The organism is Flavobacterium zhoui (genome assembly GCF_042787235.1).
Taxonomy (GTDB): Bacteria; Bacteroidota; Bacteroidia; order Flavobacteriales; family Flavobacteriaceae; genus Flavobacterium; species Flavobacterium zhoui.
Map to the genome: position 1 here is coordinate 317,093 of NZ_JBHZPY010000002.1, position 24,680 is coordinate 341,772.

Annotated in this window: 15 protein-coding genes; 9 read left to right on the forward strand and 6 right to left on the reverse strand. The window is 34.2% G+C overall.

Annotation, left to right across the window (positions count from 1 at the left end; all coding sequences use genetic code 11):
- Positions 1-43: 43 nt before the first annotated feature.
- On the reverse strand, positions 44-4,924 hold the full coding sequence (locus tag ACFX5F_RS04455) for a DUF8202 domain-containing protein (RefSeq protein WP_379850295.1): 4,881 nt from the start codon (positions 4,922-4,924) through the stop codon (positions 44-46).
- A gap of 424 nt (positions 4,925-5,348) precedes the next feature.
- On the opposite strand from ACFX5F_RS04455, the gene ACFX5F_RS04460 reads away from it, so the two are divergent.
- Positions 5,349-6,131, forward strand: a complete 783-nt coding sequence (locus ACFX5F_RS04460) for an RMD1 family protein (RefSeq protein ID WP_379850297.1) — start codon at positions 5,349-5,351, stop codon at positions 6,129-6,131.
- 58 nt (positions 6,132-6,189) lie between these two features.
- Here the strand turns inward: ACFX5F_RS04460 and ACFX5F_RS04465 are convergent, their stop codons facing one another.
- A complete protein-coding gene (locus ACFX5F_RS04465) occupies positions 6,190-6,762 on the reverse strand; it encodes a DNA polymerase ligase N-terminal domain-containing protein (protein ID WP_379850299.1) in 573 nt (190 codons plus the stop codon).
- A 157-nt stretch (positions 6,763-6,919) separates the two neighbouring features.
- Between ACFX5F_RS04465 and ACFX5F_RS04470 the strand changes: the two genes are divergently transcribed.
- The 5 genes from ACFX5F_RS04470 to ACFX5F_RS04490 all read left to right on the forward strand — a co-directional run bounded on the left by ACFX5F_RS04470 (position 6,920) and on the right by ACFX5F_RS04490 (position 12,674).
- Positions 6,920-8,086 carry an acyl-CoA dehydrogenase family protein gene (locus ACFX5F_RS04470; RefSeq protein ID WP_379850301.1) on the forward strand — a complete coding sequence of 389 codons (1,167 nt, stop codon included), beginning with the start codon at positions 6,920-6,922 and terminating at the stop codon, positions 8,084-8,086.
- Between the two features lie 168 nt (positions 8,087-8,254).
- Entirely contained in the window at positions 8,255-8,737 is a 483-nt protein-coding gene (locus ACFX5F_RS04475; protein WP_379850303.1) for a hypothetical protein, read from the forward strand.
- A 179-nt stretch (positions 8,738-8,916) separates the two neighbouring features.
- Positions 8,917-9,816, forward strand: a complete 900-nt coding sequence (gene gnd, locus ACFX5F_RS04480) for a phosphogluconate dehydrogenase (NAD(+)-dependent, decarboxylating) (protein WP_379850305.1) — start codon at positions 8,917-8,919, stop codon at positions 9,814-9,816.
- A 90-nt stretch (positions 9,817-9,906) separates the two neighbouring features.
- Positions 9,907-11,226, forward strand: coding sequence for a gluconate:H+ symporter (locus ACFX5F_RS04485; protein WP_379850307.1), 1,320 nt, complete (start codon positions 9,907-9,909; stop codon positions 11,224-11,226).
- Between the two features lie 29 nt (positions 11,227-11,255).
- A complete protein-coding gene (locus tag ACFX5F_RS04490) occupies positions 11,256-12,674 on the forward strand; it encodes a gluconokinase (protein ID WP_379850309.1) in 1,419 nt (472 codons plus the stop codon).
- A gap of 433 nt (positions 12,675-13,107) precedes the next feature.
- Here ACFX5F_RS04490 and ACFX5F_RS04495 read toward each other — a convergent pair whose 3' ends face one another.
- The 4 genes from ACFX5F_RS04495 to ACFX5F_RS04510 form a co-directional block, all read right to left on the reverse strand.
- Positions 13,108-13,311: a hypothetical protein gene (locus ACFX5F_RS04495; RefSeq protein ID WP_379850311.1), complete on the reverse strand. Its 204-nt coding sequence runs from the start codon at positions 13,309-13,311 to the stop codon at positions 13,108-13,110.
- Positions 13,312-13,398: 87 nt separating this feature from the next.
- Positions 13,399-14,361 (reverse strand): HipA domain-containing protein, encoded by a 963-nt coding sequence (locus tag ACFX5F_RS04500; protein ID WP_417398491.1) that lies wholly within the window; start codon positions 14,359-14,361, stop codon positions 13,399-13,401.
- Positions 14,348-14,680, reverse strand: coding sequence for a HipA N-terminal domain-containing protein (locus ACFX5F_RS04505; RefSeq protein ID WP_379850313.1), 333 nt, complete (start codon positions 14,678-14,680; stop codon positions 14,348-14,350). The genes ACFX5F_RS04500 and ACFX5F_RS04505 overlap by 14 nt, the downstream gene beginning before the upstream one ends.
- Before the next feature lie 5 nt (positions 14,681-14,685).
- Complete coding sequence (locus ACFX5F_RS04510) at positions 14,686-14,904, reverse strand: type II toxin-antitoxin system Y4mF family antitoxin (protein WP_379850411.1); 219 nt, start codon at positions 14,902-14,904, stop codon at positions 14,686-14,688.
- A gap of 729 nt (positions 14,905-15,633) precedes the next feature.
- On the opposite strand from ACFX5F_RS04510, the gene ACFX5F_RS04515 reads away from it, so the two are divergent.
- From ACFX5F_RS04515 to ACFX5F_RS04525, 3 genes are all read left to right on the forward strand, one after another.
- Positions 15,634-19,848, forward strand: coding sequence for a two-component regulator propeller domain-containing protein (locus ACFX5F_RS04515; protein ID WP_379850315.1), 4,215 nt, complete (start codon positions 15,634-15,636; stop codon positions 19,846-19,848).
- A 204-nt stretch (positions 19,849-20,052) separates the two neighbouring features.
- Positions 20,053-23,121 carry a SusC/RagA family TonB-linked outer membrane protein gene (locus ACFX5F_RS04520; RefSeq protein WP_379850317.1) on the forward strand — a complete coding sequence of 1,023 codons (3,069 nt, stop codon included), beginning with the start codon at positions 20,053-20,055 and terminating at the stop codon, positions 23,119-23,121.
- Positions 23,122-23,145: 24 nt separating this feature from the next.
- On the forward strand, positions 23,146-24,627 hold the full coding sequence (locus ACFX5F_RS04525; RefSeq protein ID WP_379850319.1) for a RagB/SusD family nutrient uptake outer membrane protein: 1,482 nt from the start codon (positions 23,146-23,148) through the stop codon (positions 24,625-24,627).
- Positions 24,628-24,680 lie beyond the last annotated feature (53 nt).

Sequence of the window (24,680 nt, forward strand, 5' to 3'; positions counted from 1 at the left end):
CAATCCTTTTAGACTGAACCCAAAAATTTGTACAAATTTATAATTAATGCTTTACTATTTTTTTACTGATTACGCCTTTATCAGTAATTATTTTTATTACATAAACACCGCTTTGCAAGTTAAACGGAATTTCTACTGTATCTACATTCGGCACTTTTTTTAAAGTACTTAGTTGTTGACCTACGATGTTGTAAATTGAAACTTCTTTAATATCTATTGCTTGATTTTTGCTAATAAATAATTTCTTTTTTATTTCATTATTGTATACCATCAGCATCGATTCTGATAATTCGTTTTGTCTTACTGCTAATGATTTGTCCGTTTGAAAAGCCAATTCAAAACGTGTATTATAAGTCCCTACAGGCAAATTAACATCCGCTGCTTTTTCAGTAATGTCATAGTAAACTGAAGTTTCCTTATCGTGTATATATATATATTGATTTGCAGGTAAGAATTCTGAATTATCAACTGTAAATTGAACATTACCTATTGTATCAGTCTTAACTCCCAATGGATACACTTTAGAAAAGTCAAATGCTCCGACACCTTGTATAGTATATTCCCAATCATCTATCAGGAAATATAAATCGTTAGCTTGTGTATCTATTTGATAACCGTCATAACCTTTATCAAGTCCATCAGTTGCTAAATCATTCATAAAACCAATTAATAATTGCCTGTGATAATTTTTAGCGGTGTTAAAACCTAATCTGATTTTTGTGTTATAATTATTGTAAACTATATCATTACTGTTCTCATTGAAGTGGTTACCAGGAGCCGTTGGATAACTCTTTTTTGGCACTATTTTAAATAAGGTATTGGATATTGGTACAGCTAAATCATCTATATCATTTTCCTTAACAAAAGCCCGTTGATTATTATTAAAAATAATAGGTACAGCTCCAACAATTCCCAGTTTTCCCAATACAAAAAATCCTTGCCCCACAGGGATGTACTGATATGATAATTTAGTACTTGTTCCCACTCCGTTAATACCTATCGGAGCCACAGGCCCAGTTCCTCCAGTTAATGTTAATGTAGCATAACCACCGGTGTATCCTCCCAATATATGAGTATTATTGTCTGGGGAATGTTGCCAGAAATAAAGTTCTCCGGTAATTTCGCCATCAATGGTATTAATATTATCACTAATAAATGTATAAGCATCTAAAGCCGATGGATAAGGATTTCCTACCAAAAACAAGTTGTCTGCCAAAACAGAATTACCATTAATAAGTCCATTAAACGGTTTTCCTACAAACGTATAATTTTGAGTTAATGAATTGCTGGAATCTACTGCACCTGCACCCTTGAAAATAAATCCTTGAGCAGGGAGAATTGGGTCTGTGATTTCATCAAAATGTATCCAATCAGCATATTCAGTTCCATTCTGAAATTTATACAGCCAATACCTAGCTAAACTTATAGGTGTGGTTTGACTACCGTTATAACCGGTAACCCAATTTATATTTTGAGGTGTTGTTGTTGAACCATCTTTAAACACTCCGTTTACGGTATAATTATTATTATTGGAGCTACTATTTATTGGCCCCACAGGGGATGACCAATAATTATAATTATACTTATTAATAGTTCCTTGTTGGCTTCTTCTTATAAAGCCTTTACTCGTTGGGTCCAATTCGCTATTGAGAGTCTGCACTAATTGAGAACGATCCTTTAAGTCAATTAAACCGTCTAATTTTAAGTAATTAGAAACCTCTATTTTAGTATTATTACTTGCCAATAATGTTTTGTAGGTTACAGAATCTGTACCTTCAACAAACAATCCTAAAAGTGTTTTATTACCAGTTGATTCTACATTATTTAATAGTTTTACAATATTGCCCTTTACAACAGGTTGAGGCGTTTGATTTACAATAGAATTATCATTAGGAATGGTTTGCAAGGAACCGTTTTTCCAAATGGCCGAACTACTCCACAAACCATCAGCAACAGTTTCATAAGGTAATGGTGCGGTTTGGGTATTTAAAATTTGTTTGTTTTTATTCAAATATTTAATTCGAAGAAAATTGCGGTCATCCGTTAATCCCTCAACGGTAGTACCATAAAAGGAATTAAAATCGTAATACGCTTTAAGCTTAGTCCAAGGAATTGTTTTGACTGAATTCTTAGTGATATATTGTGGTATTATTTTCCCATTTACGGTATTATCTGCGTATTTCACAAATTCCTGATTCATCAAATAATTTATCTGATCAGAGGATAATGCCATATCCCAAATATGAATCTCGTCTATTTCTCCTATAAATGGATTAATAATATTATTTTTATCAATATAAAGAGAACCAACCGAAAATCTGGAATAATTAGGCGATGGATTTTGCAGATTAAATGTGGAAGACTCTATAACTCCATCTATATAAAAATCAGCACTTCCCACATAGTAAACCGCGACAATATTATGCCATTTACCATCTGCAACAGCAGTATTAGAAACAAATCGTGAAGCGCCATCCCACAATGCCTCAATTTTATTCTGAGCGTTTAATCGTATTTCTAAATTAGTCCCCTTGCCAAATATGGTTTTATTAGTGGCAATTGAACCATCATTTCTTATCCAACATCCAACTGTAAATGAACCACTATTTAGATTTAAAGCATATTCTCCCACCAAAAAATCTTTGTCGATGATGCTGGCAGTACTTTTTACTAATTGTTTTGTCTCCACTTTGAGTGCTTTCCCAAAAGTAAAATACTTAGTACCGTCAAAGTCATACCAGGTTTGCAAATTACCAATTCCATCTGATTTCAGCGGAATTATATCAATGATATCTACATCGTTAAAATTAGGATTGTCACTAACAATTAGGGCATATTCTTCATTAGCTAATTTTGGAAATGCACTAAAAGCGGCTACTGGTATTCCTACAAAAACATTCTCGACGTCACCATCCACATCAGTTTTAGTTTCAACAATTTTCCATTTTTTATTAATTCGAATTGTCGAAGTTGTTATTCCGCTACTTATTGTTGTGGTATTAGAACCGCTTGCAGTATACGTCCCATTATCAGAACCCCAAACTAAAAAATCACGGTCTTTTTTAAACTGATTAATATTTGCACTATTGGTCGCAGCTATCACACCTAATCCAATAGTTACTTCATTAGGGTCATTACCACTTTTAGACTGTTTTTGATATAAATCGGAAGCTACATCCTTACCAATACCTGCAATGTTATAGTTAAAGCCCGCATTATTTGAAATGTTCCAAAGAATGTTTCCCCCGGAATCAAGATAATTTTTACTGGTTCCGTTTACTCCTAAAGTGATACCATATTTTATGGCAAGATAGGTTTCAATCCTAGGACGATTCCCATCAAGCACACGTGAAGCATACGAAATTATCTCCGCCACTCGGCCGTTAAGGTTTCCATAAGCAGTACCGATATTTATATTTTTCCCAATATTATAAGGGGTTCCTTTCCAAATAGAACCATCATTATAACCCAAATTAGAATAGGGTATACTGCTTGTTATAGTTCCAATAGCATTTGTGTTAAACAATAAATCAACACCATCTGAAGCTGTAGTCGTTTTATTGCGACTATTGATAATCCCTGCTTTAGAATAGTCCCCAACATTATCTGCTACACTATAAAAACTTCCACTATTATTTTGCCATTGACTGAACCATAATCTTTCATTTGCAAAACGTGACGTAAAATCACCAAAACCAATTCCAGTATGCTCGTTTGCAATAATTGGATAAGTCGGATTTGAAGCAGAAGTGCCTGAAATAATAGTCATAGACGATGTCGTCCCGTCTACAGCAGCATCAGGTTCCATTACAATAAAAGTTTCATGCGTGTAATACCCATTATCTGTGTTGTACATAAATTGATTAAGTGATGTTCCATTATTTTGAAACTTTACCACAGGATTATAATTGATGTTTCCAATTGCTGCATCAACATAAGTAGGTTGATTTACAGCAGTAGCTTGAGTTGCATCTTTACCCGTTGATCCCAAATCTTTCCAAAGAGGTACATAGTTAGTTCCAGGAGATAAATTTACTCCTCTTGTCGACTTAAGCCACAGTCTAAAATCCGGGTTTCCACCGCCAGGGCCAGTTATGGTTGGATTATATACTTCACCACTTAGTACAAAAGTATAGGGATTTTTTGTTAGATCATTACTAGGAATTGAAATTATAGCCGATTTAATACCGGGAGTTTGTGGATAAAACAGAACGACAAAATAAACTACACCTCCGGGCGGTATTACATTTGGAGGGTAAACATTAGCAGGATAATTATACGGTGTTGGTTGAGTATATATTGAAAAATCTGTAGACTGTATTCCCGTTATAGGGTCATAGCCGAAACAGGTTAACGACCCAAGCATTAGAGGACAGGTTCCTGTATTAGCGATTAAATAATTTCTTGTAGCTGTTGCCCCTGCAGTAACAGTTCCAAATAAAGTACCATTGGCAGAAGTAGGAATAATTTGTCCGTTGGGAACAGGTTGTGTTGGTGTACCACCCAGAACAGAAATTGATGGTTTATTATCAAAACTAACTGTGAAACTAAAAGATCCAACATTAGCCAATACTGTAACTACAGAAGATCCTGAACCACAGCTATATGAAGTTTTTTTTATTCTAAATTTCCCTACTTCACCTTTTTTAATGTTGACTTCAGAAATAAAAGGATTTGAGGAAACTATAAAACTTGGGTCACTTGAAGTAATGCTTTGAATAAGTAATGAAGGATTCCCTCCTGTAGGGATATTTGTAACCGAAAATTCTATTTCCCCGGATAAACCAAAACTAACAGATCCTCCATTTAAAATTTTTATTGCTGGATTACCGTAACTTACATTTATAGTTGCTTGTGCAAAACCCACGATAGACCAGAGAATGGCAAATGCAAGAAATAGATTGTTTTTGGCGTTTAATTTCAAGGTTATATTTTTTTTAAATATGTGATAATTAACTATTCTACGCTAAAATTAAATTTTTTATTACAAAAAACAAAAATAAATTCAAAATTAAATCGTCCATATACAATATTAATCGACTAAGTGCGTTTTTTTGACATTTTTAAGTTGCCAATCAAATGTTTTTAATTTTTATTTATAAATTAACATTCCATTAACAGTATAATTGTCAAGCATTTAAACAAAAAAAACAATTTTATTCATTAATTTTTATATTTTTTTATACAATCTCAAAAATTTTAAGCTAATTTCTTTCAATAATCATTTGCCGTGCTTATTATGATATAAAAAATGTCAAAAAAAAACAGAAAACAGTTTAGTGTTTGGACAGATTCTGGCTATATCAATCTTAATTTTTTTATTAAATTTGTTCCAAAATTAGTTGTTTATGGAAATACGAATCGAAGCTGTTCAAATTGCTGAATCTTTCAATATCAAAAAATTTCGTACTGATTTTCGTGCCGAAGTACATTCGGGATCTACTTCCGAAGTATTTTATGCATTGGAAGATACGGACCGTTATCTATACGTTTTTGATTATGGGGTGGTGGTTTTCGCCAATTATGATGCGGTCGCCAAAAGTGAATTGATCAGTTTCATAAAAAATTACGCAACTAACTTGGTCGATTTGGATTTATTTGAAGAATACCGAATTGAAACTGACGATAATTTACAAAAGGTTGTTGTGAAAAACAACTATGTTATTGTTCCGCAAGTTGATTCTTCTATTTTGCGTATTGTGATGCTAAACATTGGACAATCGGTAGCATTAGATTATTATGAAGTCCTAACCAATGAACTTATTACCTCTTCAAAACATTATATTCTAGAATTGGAACAACGCGGAAAACTTAGTATTTCAAAAACCAATTTACTTAAATACATAGGTAAAGTTCTGAATGTAAAAAACAGTATTGTTGACAATTTGTATATTCTGGACGATCCCAATTTAGTTTGGGACAATGAGGAACTAAATCTCCTTAACCGACATCTAAAGGTCAATTTTGATATCAATACCCGATTCAAAGATTTAGATTACCGCCTTCAAATCGTAGAAAACAATCTGACCCTTTTCACCGATGTACTGAACGTGAGAGAAAGCTCCAGACTGGAATGGGTTGTAATTATTTTAATTGCCCTTGAGATTGCAATTGCCTTATTTTTTCACTAAAATTGACCAAAACTCTTTGCTGTTTAAAGAAATAAAAGGTATCATTAATTTTTGTAATTTACTTTTCAAACTCTTCTAAAGTCAGATTAGAAATTACAGATTTATTTTCTTCTAAAATGTCACTTTCAATAGCAAACGTATCCTTTTTCTTGATTAACAACCAAGTGTTTTCTTTTTTTGTTTTTAGTTTAACCAATGAAAATTCGCCTTTTAATTTTTTTCCGTTCAGGATAAAACGAATATGTCCTTTTTCTAAATCTGTTTTTAATTTATTTTCAGTAGCTGCTTTTGATTGCTCTTCGGGGAGCGTATAAGTCCCATTATCCCAAACAATAACATTTCCGGCACCATAATGTCCTTCAGGAATAGTTCCTTCAAAATCTTTGTAAGATAAAGGATGATCCTCGACCATAATGGCAAGTCTTTTGTCGTTTGGGTTCATTGACGGGCCTTTTGGTATTGCCCAACTTTTTAAAACCCCATTCATTTCTAAGCGAAAATCATAATGTAAATGTGACGCAGCGTGTTTTTGAACTATAAAAATTAAATCGTTTTTCGACTTGACGTTTTCACCTTTGGGTTCCTCAGTGAAATTAAAATTACGTTTCTGATTGTATTTATCTAACGTCATTGCAAGATTATTTAGCTGAAAATCTAAAGTAAAGTAATAGTAAATTTATTAATTATAATGCAATAAATAACGTTATAATGTTGATTTGTTGCTTCTTATGTCGTAAATTTCCATTTGAACCGGCAGATGCATCCTCTAATCTAAAAATGCTAAAAAAATGCTAAAAAACATACTATTGGAACGAAAGATTTATGCCTCCGAAGAGCATAAAATGATGCACGAAATGATTCAGGAATTCATCACAAATGACATTATGGATCATTTAGACGAATGGGAGAAAAACGGGATGGTATCGCGTGAAATATGGAAACGAGCGGGGGAATTAGGATTGTTGTGTTTGGATATACCAGAAATATACGGGGGAGGAGGGCTGAATTTTACTTTTAATGCCTTGTTAATTGAAGCGTTCGCAAAAAAGGGAATAACCGGTCCTGGGTTTTCGTTGCATTCGGATATTGTAGCTCCTTATTTATTGTATTATGGAACGGAAGCCCAAAAACAAAAGTATTTACCGCTAATGGCTAAAGGCGCTATTATAACCGCTATAGGAATGACAGAACCTAATTGCGGGAGCGATTTGAAAGCACTTCGAACAACAGCCGAAGATAAAGGAGATCATTATGTGGTCAATGGTCAAAAAACCTTTATTACCAATGGTTTTTTGTGTGATATGGCTATTGTGGCGGTAAAAACCAATCACGGTACAGACGAGGAGGGTGTTACCTTACTCATTTTAGAATCAACAATGGAAGGCTTTACGAAAGGAGTCCCGCTCAAAAAAATTGGAATGAAATCTCAAGATACCGCAGAGTTGTTTTTTGATAATGTAAAAGTTCCAAAGGAGAACAGACTTGGAGATGAGAAAACAGGATTTAAAATTATGATGCAGGAATTAGCTCGGGAGCGATTGACAGTTGGCATTATGGCGGTTGCGACCGCTGAAGGAGCCATTGAAAACACTATTGCTTATACTACAGAACGAACCGCTTTTGGTACGTCTATTGCGGGATTCCAAAATACCCAATTTAAATTGGCGGAATGTACTACCCAAATGCAAATACATCAGGCTTTTTTAGATCGATGTATCGAATTATTAGCAGAGCATAAACTAACAACTGAAAGTGCTTCGATGATTAAATATTCTGCCACTGATATGTGTGGACATGTCGTTGATGAATGTTTGCAATTATTTGGTGGTTATGGTTACATGTGGGACTATCCAATTGCTCGTATGTATGCAGATAATCGTGTGGCACGCATTTATGCAGGAACGAATGAAATTATGAAAATAGTAATTGCACGCGGATTGCTTAAAGATCTTTAACTATTATTGAAATTAATACTACTTGAAGAGTAATGTAAAAGAAACTACTGTTGCTTTAATACAGTATCATTAATAATTTTAACGCCAATAAACCTGTAGTATTTTACGCTATTTATATGTAAATTAGCAATTGTTATTGCTACAAATATTAACTAAATACTTATTATTATGAAAAATCTAGCTCTTTCTTGTGTACTGTTGGCTTTTATTGGACTCCAAGGCTGTAAAAAAAATGAAACCTCAAAAAGCGGTGAAGCTACCAAAGTTCATGCTGAAAAACCGATAAGCGTTCAGTGTTATAAAGCGTTGTATGAAAAGGATACTCTTGAATTAAAAATGAACACTTTAAAAAGTGGAAAAATAACCGGCGATATGGTGATGAAAATTTTAGATATGCCAAAAAAAGTTGGGAAAATCGCAGGAGAATTCCGTGGGGATACTTTATTCGCGAGCTACACATTTATTCAGGGTACGTATGATAAAATAACCTACAAAAATCCTATGGCTTTTTTAAAACGAGGAAACGAACTTATTGTAGGCAACGGGAAAATAGAAACTACTATGGGTGCCTCTTATTTTGTTAAAGGTGAACCTATAGATTTTGAACGCGTGAAATATAAATTTACAACTGTTGACTGCGTTGATAAATAGGGAACAAATAGGGGAGTTTTCCCGTTTTTATTTTTGCAAAAATAACTCATAACCGAAATTTTTTATAAGTCTTAATTTTAAGAATAGTACAGGTTTTTAGACCTTTATCCCTTTTACTGGAAAAATTTTAAGACGTTTTTGCAAAAGAATTTTTAAATTACACTTAAAAATAAACAGGCATGCAAATTGGAATTATAGGATTAGGAAAAATGGGCTTCAACCTTGCCCTTAATTTACAGCGAAATGGTTACGAAGTTGTAGCCCAAGATGTAAACACAGACTTTTTTACGAAGCTAGGCCTAGAAGGTATTACAACTGCACATTCCGTGAACGAATTGTGTCAGAAACTCAATGAGCGAAAAGTGATTTGGTTAATGGTTCCTGCTGGTGAAATTGTAGACGGAGTAATCACTTCCTTGATTCCTTTTTTAGAAAAAAATGACATTATTATTGATGGAGGAAACTCTAACTACAAGGATTCGAAACGTCGTTATTCACAGCTGAAGGAGCTTGGTATTGATTTTTTAGACTGTGGAACTTCAGGAGGAACTTCGGGAGCATTGAATGGCGCTTGCACGATGATAGGTGGAGATACCACTGTATTTGAGTATGTAGCACAAGTTTTTAAGGATATCTCTGTTGAAAACGGCCACCTTTATACTGGTGCAGCAGGGAGCGGACATTTCACAAAAATGGTTCACAACGGAATCGAATACGGGATGATGCAATCAATCGCTGAAGGATTTGAGGTTTTTGAACACTCTGAATTTGATATTGATTTCGAAAAAACGGCCAAACTCTTTAATAATGGTTCTGTGGTGCGCAGCTGGTTAATGGAACTCACTGAAAATGCGTTTTCCAAAGATCCTAAATTAGATAGTATTAAAGGAATTATGCATTCTTCAGGCGAAGGGAAATGGACATTGGAAACTGCTTTGGATTTAGGCGTTCCCACACCTGTTATTGCACTTTCGATTATGATGCGTTACCGTTCCCAAATGCAGGATACATTCTCCGGTAAAGTGGTAGCAGCACTTCGCAATGAATTTGGCGGACATGAGGTAGAAAAAAATGAATAGTAGAAAATCTTTACTTCATTCAAAAAACAGTCTCACCTGCGCTCTATTTGACACCTATTATCTGATTCCTAATCTAGAAAATTCCAGTCTATGTCCATATTAATCTTAAGTGCAAGTATTCTTTTATTGCTTGTTCTAATATCCGCAGTAAAACTCAATGCCTTTATTTCATTAATTATTGCTTCTCTTTTTGTGGGAATTGCTAAGGGCATGAACTTTCCTGATATTATTAACTCGCTACAACAAGGAATTGGAAGCACATTGGGATCTTTGATATTGATTATTGCATTGGGAGTTATTTTGGGAAATATCCTTTCGGATAGTGGTGCGGCGCAACGAATAAGTTCAGTAATGATTCGGTCTTTTGGTATAAAACACATCAAGTGGGCGATGATGCTTACAGGTTTTGTCGTAGGAATCTCGATGTTTTACAATGCGGGATTTGTTATTTTGATTCCCATGGTTTTCGCTGTCGCAAAAAGTACTAACCAACCTATTATTTATTTGGGAATTGCCATGGCTTCAGCACTTTCGGTGACACACGGTTTTTTGCCACCCCATCCGGGACCAACAGCCATTGCCGTAATTTTTAAAGCAGATATTGGTAAAACATTACTTTACGGATTAGTGATTGCTATTCCGACTTTATTATTTTCGGGTATTATTTTCCCGGAATTCATAAAAAAAATTGTAGCTAATCCACCCAAAGGATTATTCGAAAGCAAAACATTCGACGAAGGTGAAATGCCATCGTTCGGTATCAGTTTTTTGACTGCGCTAATTCCTGTTGTCTTAATGGCATTGGCAACAACAAGCGAATTGACTTTAGCTGAAGAATCGTCTGTACGTCATATTCTTGGGTTCATTGGTAGTCCAACTATTTCTATGCTTATTGCGGTAGTTTTTGCGATTGTATTTTTAGGTATTAATCGCGGTCGGAAAATGCAGGTTATTATGGATAAATCTAGTTCGGCACTAAGTTCTGCCACCATGATTATTATGATTATTGCAGCGGGTGGGGCTTTTAAACAAGTATTAATTGACAGCGGTATCGGTACTGATTTAGCTGCATCTTTCGAACAAGCAACACTTTCTCCTTTACTTTTAGGTTGGTTAATCGCAACGATTATTCGCATCGCATTGGGTTCGGCAACCGTAGCAGGATTAACCGCAGCAGGAATTGTTCAGCCGTTGGTCATTAATTCTGGAATAAGTCCTGAATTGATGGTATTATCTATAGGAGCGGGAAGTTTAATGTGCTCGCATGTAAATGACACCGGTTTCTGGATGTTTAAAGAGTATTTTGGAATTAGCATTTCAGATACGTTCAAAACTTGGACGGTAATGGAAACTATAATCGGAGTGATGGGATTAGCAGGCGTATTATTACTGAATGTATTTGTGGGATAAAAAAGGGAAGGTTTAGAAAAAATAAATTAATGAAAAAGTTCTACATAGGAATAGATATAGGCACTACAGCAACTAAAGCAGTTTGTTTTGACAAAGCAGGGAACGTAATTCGTCAATTTACCCAGTCGTACCCTATGTATCACCCAAAACCAGACTGGAGTATACAAAAGCCCAATGAAATTCTAGCGGCTGTTATAGGATGCATTGCAGAAATTACTATAGGAATCAACCCTGAATTTATCAGTTTTAGTGCGGCTATGCAAAGTATAATAGCCATAGATAATAATGGAAAACCGCTCACCGATGCAATTCTATGGGCGGATAATAGGGCACATTCATTAGCCGAAGCATTAAAAGAATCTGAGCAAGGAATAAGGTTTTATCAAAAAACAGGAATTCCCATTCATACTTTTTCACCCATGGCCAAAATTGCTTGGTTGAAAGAAAATGATAGCATCATTTTTTCAAAAGCGCACAAATTTATAAGCATCAAAGAATACATTTGGCATTATCTTACTGGCGAATATGTGATTGATTCCTCTATGGCATCAGGTACTGGTTTAATGAACATTCATATGCTAGAATGGGAAACGGAAATTTTGAATTATTTAGAAATAGAAGCGTCACAACTTTCGACCATAGTAAGCCCAATGCACGAAAGCAAAAGTAATTCAGATGGTTTTCATTATATCATTGGAGGCGGCGACGGAGTATTGGCAAATTTAGGAACCGGAGCAATGGAAGCTGGGCGTATGGCATTATCCATTGGAACTAGTGGTGCAGTGCGGTTGCCAGTTGACAAACCTTATATTGATTCTCAAATGCGAACGCAGTGTTACCATTTGATGGAAAATCAATATTTGAAATTAGGAGCAGTAAATAATGGTGCAATTGTTTTGCAATGGCTGAAAGAATCCATTTTGAAAACGAAGGAATCTTTCGAAGAATTATTTGAGCAGGCTGAAACAATTCCTGTGGGATCCGAAGGTCTACTTTTTGTTCCTTACTTATTGGGAGAAAGAGCTCCCATTTGGGATGCTTCTGCCCAAGGGACGCTTTTGGGAATCCGAATTATCCATACCAAAGCACACTTGATTCGAGCCACATTGGAGGGTGTTTTATTTGGACTATTGAGCATCACAGAAATCTTACTGCCGGATCCAGAAGAAAGATATGAAACAACCATTATGGCCAGCGGAGGTTTTGGTAAAAGTGCACTTTGGCTACAAATGGTAGCTGATGTTTTTCAAATGAAAGTAATCGTAGCTGAAACAGTAGAAGCTTCTGCTTGGGGTGCTGTATTGATTGGGTTTAAAGCTACTAATATTGCCGTTCTAGCTCAAAATAAAGTTGAAAAAACCTTTTTACCAAATAGAGGTGTCAAAGAAACCTACAAACAGAGTTTTGAGAAATTTAAAAAGATTTATCCTCTGCTGAAAAATATTTAAAAGCCTTTAATTTTTTGCTATAGCCTTTTCAATCTATTGTTTAGAAATGGAATAGGGTGTAGGTCACCGAATTTGTCTCATTAGGAAGACGATTTAATGAATAAAATGGGGTTTGGCTAAAAGCAAAAACCCTCTAAATCATACGATTTAAAGGGTTTTAATTCAATTTGTAATACTACTGGCGGAGAAAGAGGGATTTGTGTCTCTTTATAATGTATTGTTTACCAGTAAATTATACTCTTGAATGTTATATGGGCAATCGAATTTACCCCCTTTTTATCGTGCTGAATTCATTAAATAATGCTTTGTAAAAGTACTGCTTTATTGAGAATTATGCAACAAAATAACAAAAAATGATACTAAAAAATGAACGGGTTACTTTGTAATTTTGAACGGGTAGCAGTTCAAAATTTGATTCTCAAAAAAATAATTTTTAACCAATTATCAGCGGTTCGACCTGTTCCATTTTTAAACTGGTGTATTGGCAGAATTCCTCGATTGATACGAATTCATTTTGAAGTTTGTTCAGCTCCTTTCTTATATTTTGTAATAATCTAATGCTTTGACGGTAACTTTTTCCGGTTATGCGTTGTATGTCTTTTGGATAAATACACAATCTCTTCGTTTCTGTTTTCATACTTTATCTATTGCTTTGAGTAGGTTCACTCTAAAGTACTATTTATCAAACTTTAGGAAGCCTAAATTTATGAAAAAAAGCGTTTGCTTAATCGATATCAAATAATCTATGGTATCTTTCTTCTAATAGTACTTTGTATTTTTCTTTGAACGCATCCGAGAGGAATGAATTATTAATCCACTGGATGGCTATGGGTTTATTTTTTTGGAACCGTTTCGCAATTCCTTTTATTTGTTTTTCATTCAAACCAAGGTTTACACCTAGTCTTTTGAAATGTTCCCATTTTAGCTTTTTCTTTTTCCCTTCCAATGTCAGGGCCAGTTCTTCGATGTCGTCTGGATTTACTATGGCCACATTTAATAAATCGTAGGCTGGTGCCAATGTCCAGGTTTCCCCAGAATGTATCATCGAAAAGTTTTTCAGGTGCATATCATTATTGCCAGTCAGGAAACTGAAAATGCCCAGTTCCAGAAAGTAGACTTTATCCAGCAAGGTATTATCTGAAAATTCATCCAGGGCTTTGCCTATTTTTTCCATCGAGCTTTTATACTTGTCAAAAGCTTCTGTGATTTGGAACATGTCAAGCATGTGAATCTTTTCTCCGGTTTCCGTTCTGTCAATGCGTTTGGTGATGTAGGATAGTTCTCCTGACTGCAGTCTTATTAAACTAGACTTCACGGTATTGATGCCGAAAGCTTCTGCGATACGCATTGTTACATGCTCATTTTCAGGCGTTTCAGGGAATTGCTCGGATGGTGGTTTGAAAATATAATTGCCGCCCAAAGCACCGACAACTGTAAGCCGTCCTTTGTTTCCGTCCTGTATCGTATCGTTGACAATAGATAAGGATAATTTGGGTTGCACTCCGGGTACTGCCACGCTTCGCTCCACCACATTTTTGGCTAATTCTACCATTTGCTTTAGCGAATGCTCGAATGCCGGCGGTTGTTTGGTACCGAAAAATTCTAGGCTGCAGTGCTCATGAAAATCACCAACGATTTTATCGTCTAGTGATTGGTAACAATATAAACATTTCTTAGGCATCTTCATTTGGTATTGGTTGAACACTGACTGCTCCGATACAATTTTGGCAACAAGCCAAAAGGAGTCCCATGCGATCGTTTGGATTTATTTTCCAGTTTTTGGCTGCGATATCCAGTAACCATCCCTCGGGAATCAGACCTTCAAAAAATGGAAATAACCGTTTCTCCGTATATGTTTTTGTTCGTACCGGCATGGTCAAAGTGATGCTTTCTTTCGGATGTTCCGCTATATACTTTTCTTCGTATTGTAACGTATAATCCCCATCATCCGTTTCTGTGAGTATTCCTGCCAGAAACTCTTTATAGTAGATCGCTGCTTTTCTCATAGATTCTAATCTTCACTTTTGGATAATTCTCTTGTATTTACCGGAGCTAAGGTATGTCCGAACATTTTGAGTACCTGATTCACTTTTTCGAGATTCAGGTTTTCCTTTCCTTGTTCTATTTTTCGGATCACAGTAAGAGCCACCCCAGCACGCTCCGCAAAGTCTTCCTGTGTGAGGTTTACCTCATTTCTTTTCTCTTTTACAAAATCTGCTATTGTTTTCATAGGCGGAAACTTATTGTTTTTATCGTGATATGTAATCACCACTTTAATGATTGCAACTTTATTGTTGGCGATGTCATAATTATATGCTTTTGCAACGATTTTAAACAAATGTAGTTAATTATATGTAAAAGCATATAGTTTAGTTGGTTAAATTAAATTTATATGTAAAAGCATATAACTGAAATTGAGCATTTATTTTGATTGCCAACCGACATTTAGGTCAGTATTGCCATTTGTGTGAGAAAGTGACATATGGAATGGTGGAGTCTTTTTTATATGGTTTAATTGACTAAAATTTGTTTCATAATCAATCTAAAGGATTGCCTGTGATGTTTGGAACGGGAACGTTGTTTACAGCGGAAATGTTGTTTAACTCGTTCACTAAGGTATCTATTTAGACGAAAATTTTTTAATTATTTTTTGAATTCATTGTTTATTTTAAATTAAAATTATTCGAAACAGTTTTTATTTAGCATTATTGAATTATTACACCTGTCACTTATTCACCAATCATATTCTATTGAAGACTTTTTTGTATATTTGAGAAATTAATAAATACTTCAATTTGTTTAAAAAAAAACAATCTTTCTTATAGAAATTTTGGCGCATTAAAAATAATCGAAATTTTTGTATTTAGCTTAAAAGAGAAAACGAAAATATTAGATATCATGGTATCTACAATGCGGTATTATTTCAGAAAAAATAAAAATAATCACAAGAAAATCCAATTTGAAAATTAAAATATTATTTATTGGCTTTATTTTTATGGGATTTATTTCTTGTAATAATAAGGAAAAAACTACTCCTTCATATAATGAACAGACGCCACTTTTTCAAGAAACAGCCAGACAAGGAAGCAATGACGATAAACGTAAACCGCTTTTAGATTCTTCCAAAACTTTAGATTTAAAATATTCTTTGGAACAATTAGATAATACTAAAGGATTATCCAATAGTTCCGTTAATGCTATTTTTCAGGATTCCGAAAATTTACTTTGGATAGGTACATGGGATGGTTTAAATCGATATGATGGGAATAATTTTAAAATCTTCAGACCTGAATTGGATAATGAAAATAGCCTGAGCAATCAAGTAATTCTAAAAATAGACGAAGACAGTAGTGGTCAGATTTGGATTTTAACCATACATGGAATTAATCGATATGATAAAAAAACAGATACCTTTCAGAGGTACTTCTTTTCGAGAGAAAATAAGCCTCCATTATCAGAATCTGAATTTAACATGGCGCTTGATGCTTCAAAAAAAGTATTTTGTGCTGTAAAAGACTGGGGAATTGGCTACTTTGATGGAACTGCTTTTCAATTATTAAAGGTTAAAAATCTTACGACAAAAGCGGTTAAAAAAATGGAATTCTCACCAACAGGTGAATTGCTTGTCTTATTTGAAAACAATGAACTTTACGCTTTGTCGCTTAAAACTTCGAATAGTGGTAAAAAAATAATTTCAAAAGTGGGATTAATTTCGCAGAATATTAGAACGTTTGGGATAGTATCAAATCAGAAAATCTGTGGTGTCTCAACGGTAGGGGAAGCTACTTTATATTCTTTGCCTGATAAAAAAAAGCAGGTACTTCCTGAACAACATATTAAAAATATCATAGGACATACTCCAGAAGGACTTGTGCTTTCGGGCAAGTCGGGATATTTCATTATAGACAACGCTGGAAGAATTACCACCAAGCCATGGTTGAAATACCTAAATAATCAAAAGATAACAACGCTAATTCAAGGAACTGAAAATGTTCTTTGGACAGGAACTGATGGTGATGGACTATTTAAAATGTATCCACTTAAAAGGTCATTCAATCTAATTTCAAAAGCGCAAATTCCAGAACTGGATGGTGGTATTGTTCGGACATTTTTGGAAGTGGGAGGCAATTCTTTTTGGGTTGGGACAAAGGGAAAAGGATTATTCCGTTTTCCTTCTAATTTTTATTTAAACCCTGAAAAATCTTTAACTCCCGAAAATTTCAATGAAAGTAATAGCTCCATTAATAACGCCGTATTTGCTTTAAGCAAAGGACAGGATAATCTGGTTTTTATAGGAACTGATGGAGATGGTATCACTGTTTTTGATCTAAAAAAATCAAAACTCATCAATTGGGCAGAAATTGAAGGGAATAAAAAATGTGATTATTTTAAGTCAACCTATACCATTTCTCAGGATAAAAAAGGATTTATCTGGCTTGGAACTAATGGTTATGGGATGATTCGTTGCAAAATAAGGCGTTCAGGAGAAAAATTGAAAGTTACTGAATTCAAGAAATACCTTGCAGGTAATAATGAAGGGAAATCTTTAAGTAGCAATATTATTTTTTCAATAATTCCGAAAAATGAAAATCAGCTTTGGATTGGAACTCGCTTGGGAGGATTAAATCTTTTTGACAAGAAATCGGGGCAATTTCACACTTTTAAAAATATAAAGAATGATCCTCACAGCTTATCCAATAATGACATTTTGTGTCTGCAAAATGATGCTAATAACAGACTTTGGATTGGAACGAGTTTTGGTTTGAATTTATTAGAAAATTTAAAAAGTGATGGAAGCGCCGTATTTAGAAGTTTTACAGTTAAAGACGGATTACCCAATAATACAATACATGGAATAGTTTCGGATAAAAAATCCAATCTCTGGATCAGTACAAATTTTGGGTTGTCCAATTTCAACCTTGCCAAATCCAAATTCAGTAATTTCACAAAAAATGAAGGCCTTCAAAATAATGAATTTGCGGATGGTGCTTTTTACCAAGATCTGAAATCGGATTTTATTTTTATGGGAGGAATAAAAGGATTTAATTATTTTTTGCCCCAAAATATAAAGGAATCTTCCGCTATTCCAGATATTCTTATTGATAAAATCAGTGGACAAAATCAGGCTATTCCCTATTATCAGGGATTGGTAATCGCTCCCAATTCAAAAACGAATCCGTCTATTGTTTTAAATTATAATCAAAACTTTTTTGACATTGAATTAGCGGCTTTGACTTATATCAACAGTGAAAAATGCCAGTACTCCTATCAGTTGAAGAATTTTGATAAGGATTGGAATACAATTAATAATCGAAGAATTATTTCTTATACAAACGTTCCTCAGGGGAATTATTCCTTGTGGATAAAATGGACCAATAGCGATGGAGTTTGGAGTAAACCGGTTCATGCTATTGATATCCGAATTAAGCCTGTGTTTTGGCAGTCAACTGTTGCAATCCTGATTTATTTAGTACTTTTTGTACTTTTTATTTTATTTGTATTGAGTTACTACAACAAGCGTCAATCATTGCGTCAAAATATTGTTTTTAGAAAAAGGGAAGAAGAACTTCACGAAAACCGACTTACATTCTTTACCAATATTGCCCATGAATTTCAAACTCCTTTGACTTTGATTGTTGGACCTGTTCAAAAATTATCTGAAACTGCAAACCTTAGCGATAGAAATCAAAAGTTCATACAGATGATTCAACGAAATTCCTCAAGGTTATTATTTCTAACGCAGCAATTATTGGAATTCAGGAAAGCGGAATATGATTATTTAGAAATCACTGCGAGGGAATTTGATCTGGTTAATTTGGTTGAACAAATAGCCGAATTGTTTGACGAATGGGCATTAGATAAAAATATCGATTATAATCTTGATATTCCTTCCACATTGCCTGGATGGTTTGACAAAGATAAAATTGAAAAAATAGTCTTTAATCTGATGTCAAATGCTTTTAAATACACTCCCGTAAATGGAAAAATTGATCTTAAATTTCACATTGAGGATCAGGATTTAAAAAGATTAAACATCACAATCGTAAATACAGGTAAAGGGATTCCAAAAGAGAAATTAGATTCTTTGTTTGATCGTTTTTTTCTATCTGATACCAACAAAGGGATTGATAATGATATGTTTAGAACCGGTATTGGACTGGCTTATATTAAAAAATTGGTTACCGTATTGAGAGGAGAAATTCTGGTTTCTAGCATACCAAATGAAGAAACAACTTTCACCATTTTGGTGCCTTGCGGCAAAGAGGCATTTAGCGAGAAGGAATTGGACGTTGAAATCAGTCCAGTTTTAATATCGCATTACCTTAAAAATATCTTGGAAGAAATTCCGAGCAAGACAGATGATACACCCAATAAGATTTCATCACTTGAAGAGCTGGAAGATAATCGAAAAACAGTTTTAATTGTCGAAGATGAGAAAGAAATTCATCTTTTTTTGAATGACTTATTGGGGGAAAAATACAAAATTATTGCAACCTATAATGGCTTAGAAGCTTTAAAAACCCTTGAAAATAAAATTCCTGATATTATCATCAGCGATGTAATGATGCCAATAATGGATGGAGTTGAGCTTTGTGAAAAAATAAAAACGGACATTAAAACATGCCATATTCCGTTTATTATGCTTACCGCAAAAGACTCGGTATTACATAGAATCGAAGGTTTGGAAAGCGGTGCTAATTCCTATATACCGAAACCTTTTTATCCCGATCATTTATTAATAAGGATACAAAAATTACTGGAAGAAAAAGAACTGATATTAAGGCACTTTACACAAGATACTCTTGCCGAAAACTTATCTACGCTTCCCATAGATAATGAGGAAAAAGATTTTATAAAAAGGGTAATTGAACTTATTCGCAATAATATTGATAATGAAAATCTTCAAAGCTTATTTATTGAAAAAGAATTAGGCATCAGTAATTCACAATTGTATCGAAAAATTAAGCAGATTTTTGGTTTTACTCCAGGAGATTTAATTCGGACAATACGATTAAAACATGCCGCAGAGCTTTTGCGTAAGAATGTTTTGACAGTCTCTGAGATCTGTTATCAATCCGGTTTCAATAACCGTTCGTACTTTTATCGCGAGTTTAAAAAAGTGTATAATACCACTCCAAAAAATTACCAGCTTAAATTCAAATCTAAAGATTAGGTATTTTTTAAAATTCTAAAAATCAGCATCTTTACTTCAGGTGTACACTTTTGACGAAATAGTGTACACCTTTTTTTGTGCCCTCCAATTACTTTTATGAACTGATTTAAATCAGAAAAAAAAACCAATAACGCATTTAATTAACCTAATTTTTATTAACATGAAAAAAATAACTCAATTTATTAATCAATTTAACACTTCCCAATGATGAAAAAAAATGTCATTAATAATTTAATATTATTGTTTGTAATATTAGCTGGGGGCATTATTAATGCTCAATCTGTTAAGGGAAATGTCTCGGATAATAGCGGTCCGTTACCACAAGTAAATGTTTCTGTCAAAGGAACATCTATAAGTACCACAACTGATTTTGATGGAAATTATACCATTAATAAAGTAGATTCTAATGCGGTTTTAATCTTTAGTTATATTGGTTATTTGACCAAGGAAATTCCAGTTAAAGGAAACAGTATTATCAATGCAATATTAACTAATGATTCACTAAAATTAGATGAAGTAGTTGTTGTAGGGTATACCAGTCAAAAGAAAGCGTCTATAACTGGAGCAGTTACAACTGTTGACATGGACAATTTATCAAAAACTAGAGTTGCTGATGTAGCTCAAGCCTTACAAGGTCAAGTTGCAGGTGTATTTGTAGCTGCAAATACCGGAGCGCCAGGTGATGGTATAAAATTACGTATTAGAGGAGAAGGTACACTTGGAAACAATGAGGTTTTGTATGTAATTGACGGAGTTCCTACCCGCGATATTTCTTTCCTTAACCAATCTGATGTGAAAACGATGACTGTGTTAAAAGATGCTGCAGCTGGAGCTATTTATGGTTCGAGAGCAGCTGGTGGAGTTGTTTTAATTACTACCAAAAGCGGTTTAAAAGGAATGACGAGTTTTGATGCGGAATATTATACAGGTTTACATTTCGCTACGAATCTTCCTAAAATGTTAAATACGGATCAGTACTTAACCGTAAAAGATCAAGCTTGGCACAATACTGCTGGAAATGCCGCATCTGCTGAGAGTCCTTATGCTTTTGACAGAAGAACCAGAACAGATTTAGCAGATACAAATTGGCAAGATGAATTATTTACTACAGGAATATCTAGAAATGTTCAAGTTTCAGCGAGTGGAGCTTCTGAAAATATTCAATATTTAATTTCTGGGGGCTATTATGGTATAGATGGTATTGTGGTAGAAGACAATGACCAATATCAGCGTTTTAATTTTAGATCGAATATCAGTGCAGATGTTTCGGATCGTTTTAAGGTTGGATCTAATCTTCAAATTAGTTATGCAAAACAAGACAAATTATCTTCAAGTGGTGATGTTCCTGGAATTATTCGTCATGCATTGATTCGCCCACCAGTTTTGGGAGTTTACAAAGATGTGAATGACCCAACTTATTCTACTAGAAATCCTTACACCGATTTGCCTTTTTATGCCGGTCCTAATAACGGTTGGAGTCAAAATTATGAATACACTTCAAATCCAATTGCAATAGTTCACTTTACAGATGACAAAAGAAATACATTTCAAACTTTTGGAAATTTATATGGAGAATTGGCGTTTTTGGCAGACAAATCTTTAAAATTCAAAAGTAATTTAGGTGTGGATATCAAATTTGGTCATAACAAAAATTTTGCAGAAAATTTTGGGGATGCTAATATTAACGATAGCTCAAATCAGTATTATGGTTTAGGAAGAAATAACAGACCTAATAATTTAGATGAAAACAGAGGTCAAGACATGACTTTTACTTTCAGTAATACACTGAATTATGTGAAAACTATTAATGATCTGCACAGCATCAATTTATTGCTTGGTATGGAAAATATAAACAGTAAAGAATCTGCAATAGGCGGAAGCAGACAAAATTTTGACAATACAACTGATGCTTTCAGATACTTGGATTATGGTAGTACAAATAATGCTTACAGTTCCGGATCAGCAAATAACTGGAGTTTATTATCCTACTTTGCTTCAGGAACTTATGGTTATGCCAATAAATATTTTGCTACAGCTACAATGAGAGCAGATGCTTCTTCTCGTTTTGGACCTAATAATAAATGGGGATATTTCCCTTCAGTTTCAGGTGGATGGGTAGTTTCAAAAGAAGATTTTATGAAAGATATTGACTGGATGTCCAATTTGAAATTCAGAGCAAGTTGGGGTCAAGCCGGAAATCAGGAAATTCCTAATAATGCATACGAAACACTTGTTTCCTCATCTGGAGGCGTTGTAAATGTAGTTCGTTATGGTAATCCAGACATAAAATGGGAAACCACTACGCAAACCAACTTTGGATTAGATTTCGGTGTATTAAATAACAAATTATCTTTTACCGCTGATTACTTTACAAAAAAAACAGATGATATTTTATTGACTGTAGGTCTGCCTGCTGTTTCTGTAGGAGTGATAAACAGAACCTATGTAAATGCTGGTGAAGTGAGCAACAAAGGATTTGAGTTTGGTGTTAATCTTCAAAACAACGATCATGCGTTTAAATATGGTATAAATGGAAACATTGCAACCTTGACTAATCGTGTGAATAAACTTCAGGAATTTGTAAAAAATATCACGGATGATTATACACATACAAAAACAGAAGTTGGCCAACCAATCAGTTCGTATTATGGATATCAATTTGATGGAATTTATCAAAATGCTACAGAAGTAAGCAGTCATTTATTTGCAAATGCAAATGGCTCTCAACCGGGTGATATCAAGTTTAAAGATTTAAACAATGATGGTCAGATTAATGCTGATGACAGAACTTTTATTGGTAATCCAATTCCAAAAATAACATACGGACTTTCTTTTAACAGCGAATTCAAAAACTTTGATTTCTCTTTCTTATTGCAAGGAGTTGAAGGAGTAGATCGTTACAATGATTTAAAACAAATCCTTAATTATGATAGCCGCCCATTCAACTCTATGGTATCTGTTTTAGACAGCTGGCATGGTGAAGGAACAAGTAACACAACACCTAGAGTTACTTTTAATAATAACGGTGGAGGTAATGTGTCAAGCGTTTTTGTGGAGGATGCTTCTTACTTAAGATTGAAAAATATAGAAATAGGATATACTTTTAATAAAACGATTCTTGGTATAAATGACCTGCGTTTGTATGCATCAGGTCAAAATTTATTTACAATAACGGATTACACAGGCTTAGACCCAGAATCTACTTCATTGATTGACAAAGGAACTTATCCTCAGTCTAAGTCGTTCATTTTTGGAGTAAAAGTTAAACTTTAAATAAAAAATTAAAAAATATAAATTATGAAAAACTTATTTAAAACGGGTATCCTAATGGGCTTGACATTATTGGTAAGTTGTCAAGATGAACTTACACAAGCCCCAATTGGATTAACAACATTGGAACAGGCTAATAGTGCTCCAACATTGAATAGTGTAGAAAATTCTGTAAATTCTTCTTATCAATTGCTCTCCAATAGATTGAACATTTTGGCTCAATGGGATTGGGGTGGAGGTCTTGTATTTCAAAATGACTATATCTTACAAGACATTGCTTCTGATGACATGGAAAAAAAATGGAATCCAGACGGTGATCAAACTTGGATGGATGAAATAAACAATTTCTCATTTACATCAACAAATGGTGGGCCAAATGGCCTTTGGAAATATGATTATGAAGGGATAAAAAGACTGAATATTGCCATTGAGTTATTGACAAAGTCTGACATAGAATCTATTACAGGGATAACATCTGCGAGAAAAAATCAATTATTGGGAGAAGCTTATTTCTTGAGATCATACTATTATTTTTCTTTGGTGACTAATTTTGGAGATGTGCCTTTAATTTTAGCTCCAGTTAAAACATATCAAGAAGCATTTGAAGTTGCTGTAAGAGCTGATAAAAACTTGGTTTGGGACAAAATAAAATCAGATTTAGTATTGGCAAAAGCATTGTTGCCAAATTCCAAATATTCTTCCACAACTGAAAAATGGAGAGTTTCTAAAGGTGCAGTGATAGCACTACAGGCAAAAGCAGCATTGTATACTCAAAAATGGCCTGAAGTAATCACTTTCGTCAATGAATTAGCTCCGTTAGGATATAGTTTAAATGCGAATTATTTCGATAATTTCAGTACGTCTAAAGAATTTACTGATAATGAGGTTATTTTTTCTTATGATCACCAATCGAATACAAATCCTAGAAAAGGAAACGGAATATGCGCACCATTGGATTGGGGATTCTTTGCCCCAAGTACTGATTTCTTAAATTCATTTGAAGCAAATGACCCTAGAAAATTACTTACTGTAGATATAGCCAAACGTAATGTAAATAAAATGTTGGGTAGTTTAGATGGAGCCAATAAAGGAAATGATGATGCGCCTACAAATAAAGTTTATATGCGTTATGCTGATGCCTTACTTTGGAAAGCAGAAGCATTAAATGAAACAGGTGATTATGCTGGAGCGATTGCGATTATCAACCAAATAAGAGGCAGAGCTAGAACTACGGTAACAGCCACAGGCGGAACTGCTCCAGTTGGAACTTTAATAGACAGACCCGCTTCAAGCGATAAAGCGACTGTAAAAGGGTGGTTGATTTCTGAAAGAAGAGCAGAACTTGGTTTTGAAAATCAAAGAATGCTTGATTTAAAAAGATGGGGAATTGCAAAAGCAGTTATGACAGCACATGGAAAAAATTTCCAAGATAAGCATATGTTGTATCCAATCCCTCAATCAGAAATTGATGCATCTGCGGGAACTTTGACTCAAAATGCTGGGTATTAATGGTTAATTAATTGGTTTGGTTTGATTAATATCCCTTGAGAAGTAGCAGTTAC

Coding starts and splice junctions, on each gene's coding strand:
- ACFX5F_RS04520 (WP_379850317.1), top strand. CDS start 20,053: ATGATGAAAAAAAATGTCATTAATAATTTAATATTATTGTTTGTAATA.
- ACFX5F_RS04460 (WP_379850297.1), top strand. CDS start 5,349: ATGGAAATACGAATCGAAGCTGTTCAAATTGCTGAATCTTTCAATATC.
- ACFX5F_RS04525 (WP_379850319.1), top strand. CDS start 23,146: ATGAAAAACTTATTTAAAACGGGTATCCTAATGGGCTTGACATTATTG.
- ACFX5F_RS04485 (WP_379850307.1), top strand. CDS start 9,907: ATGTCCATATTAATCTTAAGTGCAAGTATTCTTTTATTGCTTGTTCTA.
- ACFX5F_RS04470 (WP_379850301.1), top strand. CDS start 6,920: ATGCTAAAAAACATACTATTGGAACGAAAGATTTATGCCTCCGAAGAG.
- ACFX5F_RS04510 (WP_379850411.1), bottom strand. CDS start 14,904: ATGAAAACAATAGCAGATTTTGTAAAAGAGAAAAGAAATGAGGTAAAC.
- ACFX5F_RS04495 (WP_379850311.1), bottom strand. CDS start 13,311: ATGAAAACAGAAACGAAGAGATTGTGTATTTATCCAAAAGACATACAA.
- ACFX5F_RS04475 (WP_379850303.1), top strand. CDS start 8,255: ATGAAAAATCTAGCTCTTTCTTGTGTACTGTTGGCTTTTATTGGACTC.
- ACFX5F_RS04505 (WP_379850313.1), bottom strand. CDS start 14,680: ATGAGAAAAGCAGCGATCTACTATAAAGAGTTTCTGGCAGGAATACTC.
- gnd (WP_379850305.1), top strand. CDS start 8,917: ATGCAAATTGGAATTATAGGATTAGGAAAAATGGGCTTCAACCTTGCC.
- ACFX5F_RS04465 (WP_379850299.1), bottom strand. CDS start 6,762: ATGACGTTAGATAAATACAATCAGAAACGTAATTTTAATTTCACTGAG.
- ACFX5F_RS04500 (WP_417398491.1), bottom strand. CDS start 14,361: ATGAAGATGCCTAAGAAATGTTTATATTGTTACCAATCACTAGACGAT.
- ACFX5F_RS04490 (WP_379850309.1), top strand. CDS start 11,256: ATGAAAAAGTTCTACATAGGAATAGATATAGGCACTACAGCAACTAAA.